The sequence below is a fragment of the Psychrobacter sanguinis genome, from assembly GCF_020736705.1.
Classification (GTDB): domain Bacteria; phylum Pseudomonadota; class Gammaproteobacteria; order Pseudomonadales; family Moraxellaceae; genus Psychrobacter; species Psychrobacter sanguinis.
This window is the reverse complement of sequence record NZ_CP085990.1, coordinates 792,810-809,765: the sequence shown is the minus strand read 5'-3', so window position 1 is coordinate 809,765 and position 16,956 is coordinate 792,810. Positions and strand designations below refer to the sequence as shown.

Sequence of the window (16,956 nt, the reverse complement as noted above, 5' to 3'; positions counted from 1 at the left end):
TTTAAATTTTATTTTCATTGCTATTTATTGTTAAATATACAAAATTTTTTAAAAATTCATGAGGAGTAGGCGGTGTTATATTGGTTGTTTGACAGTTGGTTGAGTCAATTCTATTCACCGTTTTCAGCGGTGTCATCTTTAACTCTACGGGCACTGCTCACTGTCATTACCTCACTCGCCTTTAGTATTATCCTCGGCCCACGTACTATCGCTTATCTTCGCAGTGTCAAATATGACCAAGCGGTACGTGATGATGGTCCTAAAACCCACTTAGCAAAAACCGGTACACCAACCATGGGTGGGGTACTTATTTTAACCTCAATTGGTTTCTCAACATTGTGTTGGGCCAATTTAACCAACCCTTATGTTTGGATTTTAATGGTGGTGATGGTTATTTTTGGGGCAGTAGGTTGGGCAGATGACTGGCTTAAGATTAAATATAAAAACCCCAAAGGTTTAATCGCTCGCAAAAAGTATTTTTGGTTATCAGTGGGCGCTTTGTTTGTGGGTAGTTCCCTGTATTATATCGCCAGTCAGCAACCTGACCCCGCCAGTACCAAGGCTATGGTGGATTTATTGATACCTCTATTTAAAGATTGGGTTATCCCTTTCTCAGCGGTACCTTTTGGTTTGGCATTTATTATTTTCACCTACTTTGTCATTAATGGCTCGTCTAATGCGGTGAACCTCACCGATGGTCTAGACGGCTTGGCCATTTTGCCAGTAGTATTCGTTGCCGCCGGTCTCGGTGTCTTTTCTTATGTATCAGGTGATGTACGCTTTGCCGACTATTTGCATGTACCCTATATTGCTTATAACTCTGAGGTGACCATTGTCTGTGCTGCCATGATTGGCTCTGGTTTGGGCTTTTTATGGTACAACGCGCATCCAGCACAAGTATTTATGGGCGACGTTGGTGCTTTGGCACTGGGGGCGATGTTGGGTACTATCGCGGTAATGACCCGTCAAGAAATTGCTTTTGCCATTATGGGTGGTTTATTTGTGGCAGAAGCTGTATCAGTCATCTTACAAGTGGGCTCATTTAAGCTACGTAAGAAACGCGTGTTATTAATGGCACCGTTGCATCATCACTTTGAAGAGCTGGGCTGGAAAGAGACCCAAGTTGTGGTGCGCTTTTGGATTATTGCTATTTTGCTGGTAGTGCTAGGACTAATGACCTTAAAGCTGCGTTAATACAGCAGTTTAATTACTGTACGATACTATCGACAATTCAATAATCAATATTTAGTAACGGGTGTCATATTGGCACCCGTTTTACTTTAAGTTTGATATCGTTAAATTTTAGGCTTGGCAATAGGATTTTTGACTTATGACCTTTCAACCTTTAGCATTTGATCAACCGCATTTTGTCTGTCCTTACTGTCAGTCCCCGCTCATTGTCGACGCTAAAACTTGGCTATGCGACGGCAGTTTGAACGATAAAGAGACTAAGCACCCTTTTGATGTGGCGCGCCAAGGCTATGTTAATTTATTACCGGTACAAAACAAAAAGTCTAAAGAGCCGGGGGACAGCCAAGCGTCTATCGATGCCCGCCATCGTTTTTTAAACCAAAGCTTTTATCAGCCGTTACAGCAGCTAATTGCCAGTTTGATTCAAGTAAAGTCAGGGCAATCAGCAGAATCAGTTCAATATCATTTAAATGCGCAAACTTGGCTGGATGTGGGCTGTGGAGAGGGCTATTACACGGGTGCTATAGCTGAGGCTCTAGCGAAAATAGATACCGATCATCCTTGTTTAATCGCACTGGATATCAGTAAGCCGGCGGTCGCCACAACCGCGAGAGTAGCAAAACAAGACCAGCAGCTTTGGTATCAGCTTAAAGCAGATAAATCGACGGCCAAAAATACCGCCATTTATCCTATGGTGGCCAGCGCCTCGCACTTACCCTTAGTAGACAAGAGTATTGATGGCATTAGCACTATTTTTAGTCCGATATTGCCCGAAGAATTTGCTCGAGTATTAAAGTCGGAGGGGCGTCTAATTATTGCCAAGCCAGATGCGGGGCATTTGCAAAGTATGCGTGAGGCATTGTTTGATGATGTGCGTCCGCATGATTCGGATAAGTTTTTAGAGGAGCTAGCCCCTTACTTTAAGGAGGTGGCAACGCATAAGGTATCGGCAGATTTGGTGCTTGAAAAGCAGGCCTTGGCTGATTTATTAACTATGACCCCGTATTCTTACCGGGCTAAAGCTGAAAAGCGTGAGGCGTTATTGGCTTCTACTGAGCATCAGCCGTTTGAGACTACTGCTCGCTTTGTGGTTTATGATTTGGTGAGAATTTAGCCAATAAACTGAGTTAGCCTATACCTAATCCAATTTAAGAAAACTGATAAATTTCTTTCAACTTTTTAACCTCTCGGATGATGCGCCTCATGAAGCTGTTGCAGTCTAGCGGTAGCGACATGGGTATAAATTTGCGTGGTTGATAAGTCACTATGGCCTAATAGTAACTGTACGCTGCGTAAATCAGCCCCATGATTGAGTAAATGGGTGGCAAAGGCGTGGCGTAGAGTGTGCGGTGATAAGTCGCTTTCAATGCCCGCTTGTTTGGCATATTTTTTAATCATATACCAAAAGTTTTGGCGGGTCATATAGCCCCCTTGTGTGGTTAAAAATACCGCTTGGCAGTTGCCAGACTTTAGATGTGCTACCAACTCACCTCGAGCATGACTCAAGTAATCATCCAAGGCTTCACTGGCATATTCTCCTAACGGTACCAGGCGTGTTTTATTACCTTTGCCAGTGATTTGTAGCCAACCTGCGTTGAGGTTGACTTGCTCTAAAGATAAGTTCATCAGTTCACTGACTCGAAGTCCGCAAGCGTAGAGTACTTCTAGCATTGCTTTATCACGTAATCCCAAAGCAGTGCTAGTATCAGGGGCAGACATCAAGCTTTCCACATCATTCTCAGACAAATCCTTAGGCAGCGAGCGTCCAATTTTTGGGGTTTTAATACGCTCACAGGGATTGTCTTCTCGGCGTTCATTACCGACCATCCATAAGTAGAACTGACGTAAGCTCGATAGCATACGAGCTTGAGTGCGCGGGGTTTTTCCTTGCTTATTAAGTGCTGTGAGGCATTGCATGACATCCGTATCATCCCAAAGCGTTAAAGCTTTAGGGTTGGTCGTTTCGCAGTGCTTTAAATCTCGCACATAGGCGTTACGAGTACGGGTGGACAGCCCCCGCGCCAGCATGGCTTGACGAAATTCTGTAATGTACGCCGGCTCATCATCGACGGCTAAAGCTTTAGGTTGTCTAGGCTGTACGGCGCGATCACGACTCATGGTGCACTCTCAACATCTTGATTAGGCTCTAAATAATAAAGATTCGAATATATCACAAAAGTGGGTAAGGGTCGTCTTTAACGGCCTTACGTACCTGATACTACCGGTCTTATTATAAATAAAAAAGAGGCCACCTATAGTGACCTCTTTTGAGCTAAAAGCACTGAGCCTATATTCACTAATGTATTAGGCTGATGTTAAAAACGGAAAATATGCTTAGATCCCATAATCACGGGGTTCATTCTGGAACGATACCCAGTGAGTTCTAGTGAACTCTTCTAAAACTTGATCGCTATTAAAGCGGCCAATACCTGAGTTCTTTACGCCCCCAAAAGGCACCATACTTTCATCATTTACTGGCATATCATTAATATGGGTCATGCCAGCTTGCATACGTTTAGCAAAGTTCATGCCGCGTTGCATATCGCCGGTGAAGACTGCGCTAGATAAGCCAAATTGAGTGTCATTTGCCAGTTTTAATGCCTCTTCTTCATCTTTGGCTTTAACGATGGCCACTAGCGGACCAAATATTTCGTTACGGAACAAGTCCATGTCAGCGGTAACGCCGGTGTAGATATAAGGTGACACCAACTGACCATCGATACGGCCTTCTAAGATTAAATTAGCCCCTTCTTTTTGTGCGGTGGCAATTTTGTCTTGTAATGACTCTAGTTGATTTTTATTGATAATAGGGCCAATGAAAGTATCTTCTTCGCTAGGATTGCCTACTTTTAAAGTCTTTACCTTGGCTTTGAATTTTTCGACAAAGGCATCATGAATGTCTGACTCAATAATAATACGGTTAATGGCCATGCAGATCTGACCTTGGTGTAAGAATTTACCAAACACAGCGGCATCGACTGCTTGATCAAGATCGGCATCTTTTAGCACCACAAAGGGGTTATTACCGCCCAACTCTAACGCCACATCTTTAATATAGTCTCCACTGAACGCCAGCTCACCAATGTGTTTGCCAACCGGTGTCGAGCCTGTGAACGATACTAAGCTTGGAGTATCGTGAGTGACGATAGCATCACCAATCTCACTGCCTGCACCAATCACCACGTTTAAAACGCCTTTAGGAAGACCTGCTTCTTCAAATAACTTCGCCAATAATAGAGCACCAGTGATAAGGGTGTCACTGGCTGGTTTCAATACCACGGCATTGCCTAAAGCGATAGCTGGCGCCAGTGAGCGCTGTGTAAGATGTAAGGGGAAGTTCCAAGGGCTAATTAAGGCAATTACACCGAGTGGGTCACGGAAGACATAGTTCTCTTTACCGGGGGTGTTACTAGGTCGGATTTCTCCATGTACACGGTTAGGGTAAGTCGCAGCCTCTACGGTAACCGTTTTTGCAATATTTAATTCAATTTCTGCTTTGATACGGGTGCTGCCAGACTCTTTAATAAGCCAATCAATGATTTCATCATGACGGTCATCCATTAACTGAATTACTTTTTGTAATAAGGCTGTACGCTGTGCGGGCAATGTTTTCGCCCATTCTTTTTGAGCTTGTTCTGCGGCTTCAAAAGCTTCATTTAGCTGCTCTTTTGTGGCTTGTTGAATCTCTACCAAGACCTCACCATTGTATGGGTTGGTATTGTGATTGATACTTTCATCTTTCCCTTTTACCCAGTTACCAGCAATAAACTGTAAGTCAAAATTATTATAAGTGGTAGTGGCAGTAGATGATTGAGTGTTCTTATTATTATCTATAGGGTTGCTCATAAAATATCCTTTGATAGTCGATAGTTTGTTTAAGTAATTTTTTTATGTTTAAGTAACTGTTTTTATTATGAAAATAGACTGTATTGAAAATTTAACAAGTCGCTGAAATGTTTTAGGGAGGCCAAAGCTACTTTAACGCTATTTAGTATTAGAGAAGCTCAGCAGCAAGTTAAATTGGCATCGGATTAATAAAGTATCTTCATGCTATCACAGGAAAAAAAGATTTTTGTAGACTGATAATAGACTCTTGTTGATTAAAAGTAACGGATGATTGCCAATTATTACTTACAAATAAGCCCCTATCAAATGACTATTGATAAGGGCTTAATGATAGTTAATATTACAAAGTTATAGTGGTACTGAAAATCATACCGATGATTGTACTGCCTGTTAGGCCATCAACCGCTTCTCTATATAGAAGGAGATAAAGAAAATTTCAAAGAAGATTAAAGTCGATGTTAAGAAGCTTTTTTCTGAATAACATAACGATAAAGCTTGTCAGTATGTATCTCACTATCACCAGCAGGATTGTCTGCCTCAGATTGAGAAACCAAAGTATGACCTAAATGGCGACAGAAGTTTGGAATATCGCGGGTGGTCGCAGGGTCTGTAGCTAATACCTCAATATACTCCCCACCCTCGGCCTTACGTATGGTGCGATGCAACAGCATCACTGGTTCAGGGCAGATAAGACCTTGAGTGTCTAAATGATGGTCAATAGAAGGCGTAGGCTGTGTATCATTATTTGTCATAGTATTTAAACGTCAATTAAGTGAATGGTTGAAAAGGTTTTAGTCTTAAAGCCGTCGGTGGTTAATTGGGTTTTACTTAGCATAATATTCAGCTTTTTAGGTCGTTTATTAGGCTTTCTATTACTATTTCCAGCTCTTCTTACTTGGTCTGGATTTTAGGCTTGTTTGGCTTCTATAAAATTGAAAAAGCGCTTAAACGTCGCTTGGAACCAATAGGCCACTCCAATCCACGCCGACATGGCCAGCCATAACCAATCTGATAGTGAAAACAGCAAACATACAATCAACAAAAGACTGGCGCCACCGACGCTGGTGACCAACATCGAAGGTTGGCTCAAGCGATAACGGTACACCAAAAAGGCTTGGTATAAAGTAAAAGGTATGGTCAGACCCACTAGAATGTAAGGCAAATAGTGGAACAGCCAATACATCTGTTTGCTGCCATGGAACATCTTTAGGCTGGCAAGGGTACCAAATACCACAAAAGCAAAAATCGCCAATACAATACACAATATAGACAGTTTATTCATCTTCTGCGCATCGCGTAGCAGTTTAATAGCGGCAGCGGGAAACCCAGCAATACTGCCTTTAGAAGCAAAAGCTGTTTGCTGTGGGGCGCTTTTTTCAGTGTCTATACTCATAGCGTTAGGCTTATAGGTTGTCAAAATATCAATAAAATAAGGGATATAAAATAGGAAAATCTAGTCGATAACGGGTCATGGCTATGAACAATGAAAGCAATTAGTTTCTAGCCCAGATCTCTTAGCCATGCATTTAATGCAGTACGTGCACTAAATACAGTAGGTGCAATAAATACACTGGGTTCACTACAACTACTCAGCTTTATAGGTGGCAATATCTTCTGCGTGCTCTGGATTAGCCAAATAGCTTTGTAATAACAAACAGGCTGAAATATCATCAATAGGGTCTCGTTCATTTTTGATTAGACCAAGCTCCCATGCCATCTCCCGTGCTTCAACCGAGGTCAATCTTTCATCAAATAGCTGTACCGGGACATGAATACGTTGTTCCATTAAGCGGTGGGCCAGACGGCGGGCAAACTTATGCGCCCGCTTGGCAATCATAGAGCTGCTACCGTCCATATTCAACGGTAATCCCACCACCACTCGACCAATTTTCCAGGTGTCAATAATGCCCAGTAGATTGTCCCAATCGGCAGGCTGACCATTATTCATAACCAATATATCAAACGGACGGGCATCTTGAGTGACAGTATTGCCCAAGGCCATTCCCATTTTTTTGACCCCATAATCTAAGCCCAAAAGCACCGTTTGTTCTGGACTAGAGTTTTTAGTCTCTACAGCTTCACTGTCTGATATTTTATTGTCTGATATTTCGTTGTCCAACATTTCACTGTCTAACACTTTATCGTCTAACATGGGATTCAACATAGGCATAAGTATCGCTTTATTAGCAGACTATTATAAATATAGGGAAGTACAGAGATTATAAATACAGGGTTAGGGTAACTAACAGCAGCAAAGAATGAGGAGGTTAGGCATGACCTATGTCATCGCTCAGAAAATCTAAATCAACCCCGATTTTTAAAGCCGCATGACGCCAACGCTCTTCAAAAGGGATTTCAAATAACAAAGACAAATCACCTGGGCTAACCAACCAGTCGCCTTGATTGATTTCTTTTTCCAGTTGACCTCTAAACCAGCTGGCATGACCCAAGCATAAATGATAATGGCCAACGCCTTCGCCCGCTGCAATCCTTTGTAGGATATCTTTACTGGTAGTAATACAGATGTTCTCAGAAATAGCGAAAGAGGAGGCCCAAGTTGGTTGGCCAGTATGCAGTACAAACCCCACTTCAGGATAGATAGGACCACCATCTAAGGCCAGATCATCCATCACCGACTCATCAGTGACCTCAATGTCTAAATTTTCCAGTAACTTACCAACACGGGTCTCGTTGATAGGGCGGTTGACCACCAGTCCTAATACGCCATGTTTGTCATGGCGACAAATATAGACCAGCGTCTGCGCAAAACGCTCATCTGGCATATTGGGCGAGGCAATTAGAAAATGATGGGTTAAATTATCAAGGGTCATAGACTGGGCAAACTCAATATTAAATAGGGAATTAATAACATGGGGGCAATGTTTAATTAAAGCAACGGGCTGCCAATTTAGACTCAGCGGATCGCTATTTAGCCTGTTACGGTTTAACTTGTATATTGCCTAAGTACACTCGCTATAAGACTATACACAATAATGGAGGTTGATAGGGCCTCAATAGCGACCTAATCACAGTCCAGACTACTTACTGACATCGGCAAGTAAACTACGGGCGTGCTCTCGAGTAATATCAGTAATATTTACCCCGCCTGACATACGGGCCAATTCATTAACCTGAGCATCACCTTCGATAATATCGATTTCACTGCTAGTTTGACCTTCTTCATTGTCATGGTGTTTTTGTACTAAAATATGCTGATGCGCTTGTGCGGCGACTTGAGCTTGGTGAGTAATGGCCAGAAGCTGACGATGAGCCCCAAGTTGACGCAATAATTCACCAACCACTTGCGCAGTGCCGCCACTGATACCAACATCCACTTCATCAAACACTAGCATAGGCTCAGACGCGTCTGCGGGCGAGTTACCTGTTGTCCCGTTATTGTGGCCACTGTGTGTTGCCAATAATACCTGCATTACCAGTGCCATACGTGACAATTCACCGCCCGAGGCAATCTTATATAAAGGCTGCATGGGCATACCAACGTTGGCACTGAACATCAGCTCAATGTCATGTTGACCTTGAGCATTGTAGTTATCTTCCGCTCTCTCAGTGAAAACAAACTCACAGCGTGCATTGGGCAGAGCCAAAGGCTGTAGCTGTGCCACCAATTTTTCACTAATACTAGGGGCCACCTGTTGACGTGCCTCACCTAACTCAATGGCTAAGGCGGTAAATGCTTCCCAAGCACTTTGGATTTGTGCTTCTAACACTTCAGAGGTAGGCTGATTGACTAAGTTATCTAGCTCCTCTTGCCAGACTTGAGCCTCTTCTACTAAGTTAATAGTAGGTAAGCCGTGCTTACGCGACAAACGATGACCCAAACTGATTAAAGCATTTAATTCTTCAAGGCGCTCAGGGTCAGGCAGTTGCTGTTCGGCATAGTCGGCCAATAAGGCTGAGGCCTCGCTCACATGCTGCTGTGCCAAATATAAAGACTCACTGGCTTGACTGAAAGTAGGGCTAACTTCTGATTGGTTTTCACACAAACGAATCGCTTTGCCCAATAAGTCCATAGCATCAGGGTCATCTGAGTCATTGTCTAATAACTGCACCGCATGGCTGGCCTCTAGCATAAGTGCCTCTAAGTTAGATAGCTCATCATGCTCCGCTTCAATTTGCTCATAATCTACCGCCAACAAAGGCGAGATATCTGCCAATTGGCTATTTAGCAATTCAATACGGTCATTACGATGAGCTTCTTTGGCGGCAATCTCTGCGGCTTGACGCTTTAGCTTTTGATAGGCCTTATAAGCCTGTTCAGTATCACTTGCCAAAGATTGTAACCCGGCAATACTGTCCAACCATTCCACCACAAATGCCGGCTTTAACAGGGCCTGCTGCGCATGTTGACTGTGAATATTAACCAGCATTGCCCCCAGCTCTTTTAGCTCAGTCAGGCTAACCGGAACCCCGTTAAGCCATGCTTTTGAACGGCCATTACTGCTTAATTGGCGACGGATTAATACGTCACCCTCAAATTCGCGCTCATGATCAGCGAACCATTGACTGACGGCAGCCGCTGTATTGTCTGTCTGCTCTTTAGCAGCGTCACCTGCTGAATAATTTTTTATCGCAAATTCAAATTGAGCATAGATGTCAGCGTTGTCCTTACCATGACGAACCATGCTGGTATCAGCACGTCCACCAATACATAATGATAACGCATCAAGCAGTAACGATTTACCTGCACCGGTTTCCCCGGTAATCACATTAAAACCGTCATATAATGACAGCTCATGATGGTTAATTAAGGCAAAGTTTTGCAGTGTCAGAGAAGTTAGCATCAGCAATCTCAATAAGGGTGTTTGTTATAAAAAACACTAAAAAACGGACAAAAATAGTAACCGTATCGTATCGTTATGACCACCTAAAAGCAAACAAAGCCACACGGTTAGAGCGATTAATTTCACCTCTTTACCCAAATAAGAGTAACCGTATAAACAGGGTAATTTAGAGGTTTAATGAAGCTATAAGATGCCTTTGCTCCATTAGTAGTAAGGCGATATATAGAGCCATTTTAATATTAATACAAGATATTTTGCATCAATCGAATGTGACTGTCATTGATTATAAAGTGTTTTATTTTTTGCGAGTAAAATAAAGTCTGACTGTATTCAAAAAGTATGTGAATTAAAAAGTAAGTGACTGCTATAATGCAAAAGGTCTATAACAAAGGCTAATGACGATTTGGAATAGCGAATATTTAAAAAACACCTGTCCTGTCATAATTTTCTCAGCAATATTGTGGTAGCATTGAATAACAAAAAAGTAGCATCAAAAAGCAGGGCTGTAAAATTAGTACCATCTGATCGCTAGCCCATGACTATTATTATGTAGACTAAGATTGAGGAAGTCATCATGCCGACGACGACTTATGACCAGGTTTCTGTCGTAAAAAATGCCACCATCTCTTATGATGGTAGATGTAGTAGCCACACGGTGTTATTTGAAGACGGAAGCAAAAAAATGCTCGGTGTCATTCTACCTTGTGATGAAAACGTACGTGAATATGAGTTTGCGACGCATACCTCTGAAAGAATGGAGATTACTGGCGGCGAATGCGAGGTCAAAATCACCGGTGAAGACGCCTTTACCTATTATCGTGCCGGCCAAGCCTTTGTGGTAGCAGGCGACAGCAGCTTTACCTTACGTACTGAACAAATTGTACAGTATATCTGTCACCTTGAAGGCTAATGTAAATGACGTGAGAGGTTAAGGTTAAAGTAGGGTTTTATTGCTACGCCTTCTTTATTGCCTCCTGTCATGCTGTTAAATATTATTATGATATTCAGAGCACCCTCAGTGTATACTTTGGGTGCTCTTGTGTCTTAGATGTATTCAGCCGCTTGTATCAAATGATATGGAACTGCTTACGTCAAACATCAAAATTATTAACACTCTAATCGAACGTTAAATTCAATATTAAACGTCACATTAAATACAGTTAAAAAGGTTATTTTATGGCTAAGCCAGTTCATTTTTATGGCATTCACGCTATCCACGCTTTGTTGACTCATCGTCCTACCGACGCCATGGCGCTGTTTGTCCAGCAAGGGCGAAGTGGTAAAGAGGGTAACAACACTGCTGAGGAAGCTGACTCTACTTTTGAAGAGATTTTGCAGCTTGCTGAGCAAATGGGCGTGAGTATCCAACAAGCCAGCCGTGATAAATTAACCGCACTCTGTGGTAGTCCGCAGCACCAAGGTGTTGTGTTAAATGCACGTCCTCTAGCGATGGCGGATGAAGGCGAAATAGCGACGTTGGCCAAGGCAGAAGATGCTTTGTTTTTGGTGCTCGATCAAATTACCGATGCTCATAATTTAGGGGCGTGTCTACGTACCGCTGCTGCCATGGGCGTTGATGCAGTCATTTGTCCCAAACATCATTCCGCCAGCTTAACGCCAACCGTGGCTAAAGTTTCTGTTGGGGCAATGGAAATTATGCCAGTGATTGCGGTGACCAATTTGGCCCGCTGTATTGAAAACTTAAAGCAGTCAGGTGTGTTCGTTTATGGTACAGCCCTTGATGAAACAGCCAAAGCATTGCCAGATGTGGACTTAAAAGGCAAGGTAGCGATTATTATGGGATCAGAGGGCGAGGGAATGCGCCGCTTAACCACGGAGCGCTGCGATGAATTGGTTTATATTCCAATGACCGGTAATAAGCATGGCTCGTTACAGAGTCTCAATGTCAGTGTGGCCACGGGCATGGTGCTATATGAAGTAAGCCGTCAACGCCATCAGCCTTAGAAGGCTTGTGGTAGCTTTTAGCAAACCAATAAAAAGAGCGCTGATGCGCTCTTTTTGTTGTTCTACTCGTATTATAGGTTAATAGCGCATCTATATCTTAATACTGTGGCAGTTTTTTAAATGCTAAATAATTTTCATGTAGCGGCTGCAGTTGAGCATATAAGGCTTCTAAATCTCCGTTGTTACAGACCACATCATCGGCTTGTTCAACTCTGGCTTGTCGTGACAACTGATTGGCCATGATGGCTTTAATTTTATCGACCGTTTGGGTATCACGGCTACTGGCACGCTGTAACTGCGTTTCCTCTGAAGCATCTACCACCAGTACTCTGTCGCATAAGGAGACCAATCCTGCTTCATAACTTTCTAACAATAAAGGTGCGGATAAAATAACGTAGTCGGAGGTGACTTGGCTGAGCTGGTTTTTAATTTCTTGACGGATGGCGGGGTGGGTAATCGACTCTAACGTTAACAACGCTTTGTTATTGGCAAAGACGTGCTCACGTACTGCGCGTCTGTCCATCTCCCCTGAGCCATCCACAACCCAGTCACCTAAAGCTTCCACTAACCTTTGCAGGGTAGGACTGCCTTTTTGCATGATTTGATGCGCCACCACATCAGCATCTACCACATCAATACCTTTGGCAGCGAACCAGTCAGATACTGCTGTTTTTCCACTGCCTATTCCCCCTGTTAAACCGATAACAGGCTTGTCCACATAAAAGGTTTGAAACTTTTGAGGCGGATCAATATCGCGATCATCTTTTGGGATATCGGAGTTAGTTTCGGAGTGGAGGTGAGTGTCATATATCATATCAATACCTTTAAAACAGGCGCGCTATAAAATTATAGAGGGAAGTGAACATAGTTGGCTTATACAGGGCCGCTGAAAAATTCCGTAGCCTATTACCCAACGCTACTTAAAGAACATAGCGTAGTCTTGAAAACATAGTGTCATATTAAAAATATAGTATAGCCTTAGAAAAACAAATAAAGGGAAGGCCCAGATACTGAAACAATGACATTTAATTTTTCTGAAGCTTAAATTTCTTCTAAGTCTGAAAATTAAGGTGGCCTTCAGGCTATATTAATTAACCGATAAAAATAGCATGTTATGGCAATTTATTTGTATTAATTCGTGTGCTTAATTTCAACGGGGTGTTACCCAGCATTTTTCAAATACGGCTTATCGCTTAATTATTGATAGTAATAGCTAAGGCCAGTCAAGATACCATTGTATCAATGACTCACCGTAAAGTAGAGCTACGATTGCGGCAATAGCCAGATAAGGACCAAAAGCAAAAGGACGGCTTTCGGCACGGTGATGCATCAGTACTATCCCAATGATCGAACCGAGTAATGACGAGAGCAATATCACAAAAGGCAACATCATAGGACCCAGCCAGGCCCCAATGACCGCTAATAGCTTGAAGTCGCCCTGTCCCATTCCTTGTTTTTTAGTGAATATATAAAAAACCTTTACCACCGTCCACAAGCTTAAATAACCCAGTAACAAGCCCCAAATGGATTGGGTTGGGGTCACAAAAATAGCCTCACTGTTTATCGCCAAGCCTAAAGCTGCCAAAGGAAATGTTAATTTGTCAGGTAAGTATTGGCTGATCCAATCGATACCGGCCAATCCAACTAGCGTCCAGACAAAAATCAAAGCAAAAACTGCTTGTAACGTGACACCGAACCGATAGACAACCAACATCGATAATAAGGCGGTGCTGAGCTCAACTAAAGGATAGCGCCAGTGAATTTTTTGCTCACAGTGGGCGCACTTACCCGCGAGTATTATCCAGCTTAATAAAGGAATATTGTGATACCAACGCAGACGTTGGCCACAGTCAGGGCAATGTGAGGCAGGGGTAGAGAGCGATAACAGTAGATCTTGTTGCACAATTTTTGCAATCGGCTGTATCACCTCTGCAGGAATATCTGGTTGAGATTCCAATAATTGTACCGAGCCAAGCCGCCACTGCTGCATTAACGTAAGTGGGGTACGATAAATTAATACATTTAAAAAGCTGCCCACACACAGTCCAATGAGCCCAAAAGTCACCAACGCCAAATACAGGTTTTGTTGAAGCGAATGAATAAACTGCCAATAATACATAAAGAAGCCTGTTTAAAGTGACACAGTTGATTAAACTTAAAAAGATATCGCAACCTGTCCTTAATACCCTAAAATGGTTTTACCCCATTACTGAACCCAACTGAAAAATAGGTAAATACATGGCGATGACAAGACCACCGACCAGTAGCCCTAGCACTACCATAATTATTGGTTCCATCAGGCTGGTCAGACCGTCGACTGCATTGTCGACTTCATTTTCATAATATACCGCCACCTTATCAAGCATGTCGTCTAAGCTACCAGATTCCTCTCCAATGCTCACCATTTGAATGGCCAGGGTAGGAAACAATTGACTGCTACGCATGGCAAAGTTTAAGGACTGACCGGTGGCAACGTCTTGTTTTATTTTTTGGGTGGCTTTATAAAATAGCTGATTGTCGGTAGCCGCTGCTGTAGCCTCTAAAGCTTGTAACAAAGGCACACCCGCGGCATAAGTGGTAGCTAATGTGCGTGCAAAGCGGGCGATAATGGCTTGGTAGGTAATGCGGCCAACTATGGGCAGTTTTAACTGTACTTGGTCAATAAACGCTGCAAATTTTGTATTGCTTTTTTTGGCACGGAAAAACCCTGCGATAGCCATGCTGGTAACCCCTAATAAACCTAGCCACCAGCGCTGTAGCCCCTCAGAGATAGAGACCACAAGTTGAGTAAATGCTGGCAGCTGTGAGTCAAAAGAGTCAAATAATTCGCTAAATACGGGCACTACTTTGAGCAGTAAAATTAAGCTAACGATAATCGCCACGCTAATAACCGCAATAGGGTATTTTATGGCCTTTTTTATCTTGCTTTTAAGGTGCTCACTTTTTTCTTTATAGGTAGCAATGCGCTCTAGCATAATATCAAGCGAGCCTGAGTACTCGCCCGCTGAGACCAACGCACAAAATAAGTTGTCAAATTGTTTAGGATGCTTGCTTAACGCTGCCGCAAAAGGAGTACCTGATTCGATGCTGTATTTTAGCTGTTCTACCACTTCAATCATGCTAGGTTTGGTCAATGTCTCAATCACAATGTCCAACGATTGTAATAAGGGCACGCCTGCTTTGGTCATGGTGGCCAATTGACGGGCAAACACCGCAATATCTAAGGCTCTGATTTTTTTCTTAACGATAACAACTGGTTTGGGTTTACGGCGGATGCTGTTGAATACAATACCTTTTTTACGCAGTTGGGCCTTGGCCAAAGGTAGACTGCTACTGCTCAACTCGCCTTTTACCTTTTGCCCTTGACTGTTATTGCCTTGGTATTCAAAAGTGCGTAGGGTATCTTTCCTTGCCTGAGCCACCATTTTTCCTTAAGGATTATGTTGATAGTTAGGGTTAATGTGTTTTTAATGCCTGTTTTTTATTTAACTTATCTTTTAGTACGTCATTTAACTGTACATTTAGTTGGTTATTTAATTGGCTATATAGCTTAAGTCACGGTGATTCTATTCATTTCTCGGATACTAATAGTACCTTGCAAGACTTTTGAAATGGCAGCACGTCTCAGACTATAAAATCCTTGCTGTTCCGCCAGCGCCTTAATTTGTAGGGCATTACCGCCTTGCATAATCAATTCCGCCAACTCATCAGTTATAGACATAACTTCAAAGATACCTACGCGACCTTTGTAGCCTTCTATACAATGTTCACAGCCCACTGCTTCATAAATAGTAGAGGCTGTTGAGCTTGAATCTAATTGTTCTACGAGGGGCTGCTTTGGCATCGATTGGCCTAAACCAGACTGATTCGGATCGGATTGACTGATAGGAGAGGGCTTAAAATCAGTTTCTAAAAATCCCATTTGAAGCAGGCTTAATTTTGGAAAGTCTGCTCGTTTTTTACAATGTTCACACAGCCGTCTTGCCAACCGCTGAGCAACAACCAAACTGATAGCGGTAGCTATATTAAAAGAAGCAATGCCCATGTGATGCAGGCGGGTTAAGGTCTCTGCGGCAGAGTTGGTATGTAAAGTAGACAACACAAGGTGTCCGGTCTGAGCGGCTCTTATGGCAGTGTCTGCGGTTTCCAAATCGCGAATTTCACCGACCATGACCACATCAGGATCTTGACGTAAGAACGACTTCAGAGCGGTATCGAAGCTGAGTCCTATTTTGGGGTTAACACTGACTTGATTAATGCCGGTTAGCGTAATCTCTACAGGATCTTCAACGGTTGAGATATTGGTACTGTCTGTATTTAATAGGCCTAGACCAGTGTATAGGGATAGGGTTTTGCCTGAACCAGTAGGTCCAGTGATAAGTACTATGCCCTGAGGCTGATGTAACGCTTTCAAAAAGGTTTGCTTCTGATCCGGCTCTAGTCCTAAATCGTCAATCCCTGCGAGTGATTCTGCAGCATCAATTACCCTCAGCACAATTTTTTCCCCAAATAAAGTAGGTAGGGCGCTGGCTCTATAACTTAGAGTGTTGTTGTCGGCAGTTTTAAGGGTGATGCGGCCATCTTGTGGGAGCCTACGTTCAGAGATATCCATTTGCGCCATAATTTTTAAGCGGGCTGAAACCTGAGGAATTAGCTGAAGGTCCAATATAGCCATTTGCTTGAGTACCCCATCTATTCGAAAACGAACTCGATAAACATGTTCATACGGCTCAAAGTGTAAATCCGATGCCCCAAGACGTACAGCATCGATAAGCAAGGAATAGACCAATTTAACCACCGGATCATTATCCACTGCATTAAGGCTGACCGTTATAGGAGTGGCCAAAGGAGTTTGATGAGGATTATCACGTATTGAATGGGCGTGGATAGAGGGTGTAACGTCAGACATGGGGCATCCTATAGGGGGTGATTGCTGCTTGACGTAAAATGTGGAGGTTGTCTCAGACAATGAGAGCAATGTTTTTAGTAAACCTTACTTTTAAGCCTTTAACAAGGTTTAAATTCCATTAGCTTACCTTAAGTTTATTTTTATTTTTATATTTTGCGGTTACCAAATAATAAAGGCTAATTTTGTCTTATGAGACTATGATATAATATGGGGCTATCATATTTTTACAGTGACCACTATAAG

15 protein-coding genes are annotated in these 16,956 nt (G+C 42.7%); 4 read left to right on the top strand and 11 right to left on the bottom strand.

Annotated elements, in window-relative coordinates; all coding sequences use genetic code 11:
* Positions 1-72 precede the first annotated feature (72 nt).
* Both mraY and LK453_RS03430 read left to right on the top strand, forming a co-directional pair.
* Positions 73-1,194: a phospho-N-acetylmuramoyl-pentapeptide-transferase gene (gene mraY / locus LK453_RS03435; protein WP_007394587.1), complete on the top strand. Its 1,122-nt coding sequence runs from the start codon at positions 73-75 to the stop codon at positions 1,192-1,194.
* Positions 1,195-1,330: 136 nt separating this feature from the next.
* Positions 1,331-2,305 carry a putative RNA methyltransferase gene (locus tag LK453_RS03430; protein ID WP_201537884.1) on the top strand — a complete coding sequence of 325 codons (975 nt, stop codon included), beginning with the start codon at positions 1,331-1,333 and terminating at the stop codon, positions 2,303-2,305.
* A gap of 65 nt (positions 2,306-2,370) precedes the next feature.
* Here LK453_RS03430 and xerD read toward each other — a convergent pair whose 3' ends face one another.
* The 7 genes from xerD to recN form a co-directional block, all read right to left on the bottom strand.
* Positions 2,371-3,309: a site-specific tyrosine recombinase XerD gene (gene xerD / locus LK453_RS03425; protein ID WP_201526338.1), complete on the bottom strand. Its 939-nt coding sequence runs from the start codon at positions 3,307-3,309 to the stop codon at positions 2,371-2,373.
* A gap of 216 nt (positions 3,310-3,525) precedes the next feature.
* Positions 3,526-5,037: an aldehyde dehydrogenase family protein gene (locus LK453_RS03420; protein ID WP_201537886.1), complete on the bottom strand. Its 1,512-nt coding sequence runs from the start codon at positions 5,035-5,037 to the stop codon at positions 3,526-3,528.
* A 458-nt stretch (positions 5,038-5,495) separates the two neighbouring features.
* On the bottom strand, positions 5,496-5,789 hold the full coding sequence (gene tusA / locus LK453_RS03415; protein ID WP_007394583.1) for a sulfurtransferase TusA: 294 nt from the start codon (positions 5,787-5,789) through the stop codon (positions 5,496-5,498).
* 155 nt (positions 5,790-5,944) lie between these two features.
* Complete coding sequence (locus LK453_RS03410) at positions 5,945-6,430, bottom strand: hypothetical protein (protein ID WP_201537888.1); 486 nt, start codon at positions 6,428-6,430, stop codon at positions 5,945-5,947.
* Positions 6,431-6,622: 192 nt separating this feature from the next.
* Positions 6,623-7,159, bottom strand: a complete 537-nt coding sequence (gene ruvX / locus LK453_RS03405) for a Holliday junction resolvase RuvX (protein ID WP_379652684.1) — start codon at positions 7,157-7,159, stop codon at positions 6,623-6,625.
* A gap of 145 nt (positions 7,160-7,304) precedes the next feature.
* Complete coding sequence (locus LK453_RS03400) at positions 7,305-7,868, bottom strand: YqgE/AlgH family protein (protein WP_201537892.1); 564 nt, start codon at positions 7,866-7,868, stop codon at positions 7,305-7,307.
* Positions 7,869-8,075: 207 nt separating this feature from the next.
* On the bottom strand, positions 8,076-9,839 hold the full coding sequence (recN, locus tag LK453_RS03395; protein ID WP_201537894.1) for a DNA repair protein RecN: 1,764 nt from the start codon (positions 9,837-9,839) through the stop codon (positions 8,076-8,078).
* A 574-nt stretch (positions 9,840-10,413) separates the two neighbouring features.
* On the opposite strand from recN, the gene LK453_RS03390 reads away from it, so the two are divergent.
* Both LK453_RS03390 and rlmB read left to right on the top strand, forming a co-directional pair.
* Positions 10,414-10,749, top strand: coding sequence for a pyrimidine/purine nucleoside phosphorylase (locus tag LK453_RS03390; protein WP_007394578.1), 336 nt, complete (start codon positions 10,414-10,416; stop codon positions 10,747-10,749).
* Positions 10,750-11,015: 266 nt separating this feature from the next.
* Positions 11,016-11,804, top strand: coding sequence for a 23S rRNA (guanosine(2251)-2'-O)-methyltransferase RlmB (gene rlmB / locus LK453_RS03385; RefSeq protein ID WP_201535554.1), 789 nt, complete (start codon positions 11,016-11,018; stop codon positions 11,802-11,804).
* Positions 11,805-11,901: 97 nt separating this feature from the next.
* On the opposite strand, the gene coaE is transcribed toward rlmB, so the two are convergent.
* The 4 genes from coaE to LK453_RS03365 form a co-directional block, all read right to left on the bottom strand.
* A complete protein-coding gene (gene coaE, locus LK453_RS03380) occupies positions 11,902-12,618 on the bottom strand; it encodes a dephospho-CoA kinase (protein ID WP_227674414.1) in 717 nt (238 codons plus the stop codon).
* A 399-nt stretch (positions 12,619-13,017) separates the two neighbouring features.
* Positions 13,018-13,923, bottom strand: coding sequence for a prepilin peptidase (locus tag LK453_RS03375; RefSeq protein ID WP_201535557.1), 906 nt, complete (start codon positions 13,921-13,923; stop codon positions 13,018-13,020).
* Positions 13,924-14,002: 79 nt separating this feature from the next.
* Positions 14,003-15,226, bottom strand: a complete 1,224-nt coding sequence (locus LK453_RS03370; RefSeq protein WP_320157804.1) for a type II secretion system F family protein — start codon at positions 15,224-15,226, stop codon at positions 14,003-14,005.
* A 128-nt stretch (positions 15,227-15,354) separates the two neighbouring features.
* Positions 15,355-16,713, bottom strand: coding sequence for an ATPase, T2SS/T4P/T4SS family (locus LK453_RS03365; protein WP_201541853.1), 1,359 nt, complete (start codon positions 16,711-16,713; stop codon positions 15,355-15,357).
* Positions 16,714-16,956: the final 243 nt, after the last annotated feature.

Excerpts from the sequence above, each read along its gene's own strand:
- ruvX (WP_379652684.1), bottom strand. The coding sequence starts at position 7,159 with ATGTTGGACAACGAAATATCAGACAATAAAATATCAGACAGTGAAGCT.
- LK453_RS03420 (WP_201537886.1), bottom strand. The coding sequence starts at position 5,037 with ATGAGCAACCCTATAGATAATAATAAGAACACTCAATCATCTACTGCC.
- rlmB (WP_201535554.1), top strand. The coding sequence starts at position 11,016 with ATGGCTAAGCCAGTTCATTTTTATGGCATTCACGCTATCCACGCTTTG.
- LK453_RS03365 (WP_201541853.1), bottom strand. The coding sequence starts at position 16,713 with ATGTCTGACGTTACACCCTCTATCCACGCCCATTCAATACGTGATAAT.
- LK453_RS03390 (WP_007394578.1), top strand. The coding sequence starts at position 10,414 with ATGCCGACGACGACTTATGACCAGGTTTCTGTCGTAAAAAATGCCACC.
- LK453_RS03400 (WP_201537892.1), bottom strand. The coding sequence starts at position 7,868 with ATGACCCTTGATAATTTAACCCATCATTTTCTAATTGCCTCGCCCAAT.
- coaE (WP_227674414.1), bottom strand. The coding sequence starts at position 12,618 with ATGATATATGACACTCACCTCCACTCCGAAACTAACTCCGATATCCCA.
- LK453_RS03430 (WP_201537884.1), top strand. The coding sequence starts at position 1,331 with ATGACCTTTCAACCTTTAGCATTTGATCAACCGCATTTTGTCTGTCCT.
- tusA (WP_007394583.1), bottom strand. The coding sequence starts at position 5,789 with ATGACAAATAATGATACACAGCCTACGCCTTCTATTGACCATCATTTA.
- xerD (WP_201526338.1), bottom strand. The coding sequence starts at position 3,309 with ATGAGTCGTGATCGCGCCGTACAGCCTAGACAACCTAAAGCTTTAGCC.
- LK453_RS03410 (WP_201537888.1), bottom strand. The coding sequence starts at position 6,430 with ATGAGTATAGACACTGAAAAAAGCGCCCCACAGCAAACAGCTTTTGCT.
- LK453_RS03375 (WP_201535557.1), bottom strand. The coding sequence starts at position 13,923 with ATGTATTATTGGCAGTTTATTCATTCGCTTCAACAAAACCTGTATTTG.
- recN (WP_201537894.1), bottom strand. The coding sequence starts at position 9,839 with ATGCTAACTTCTCTGACACTGCAAAACTTTGCCTTAATTAACCATCAT.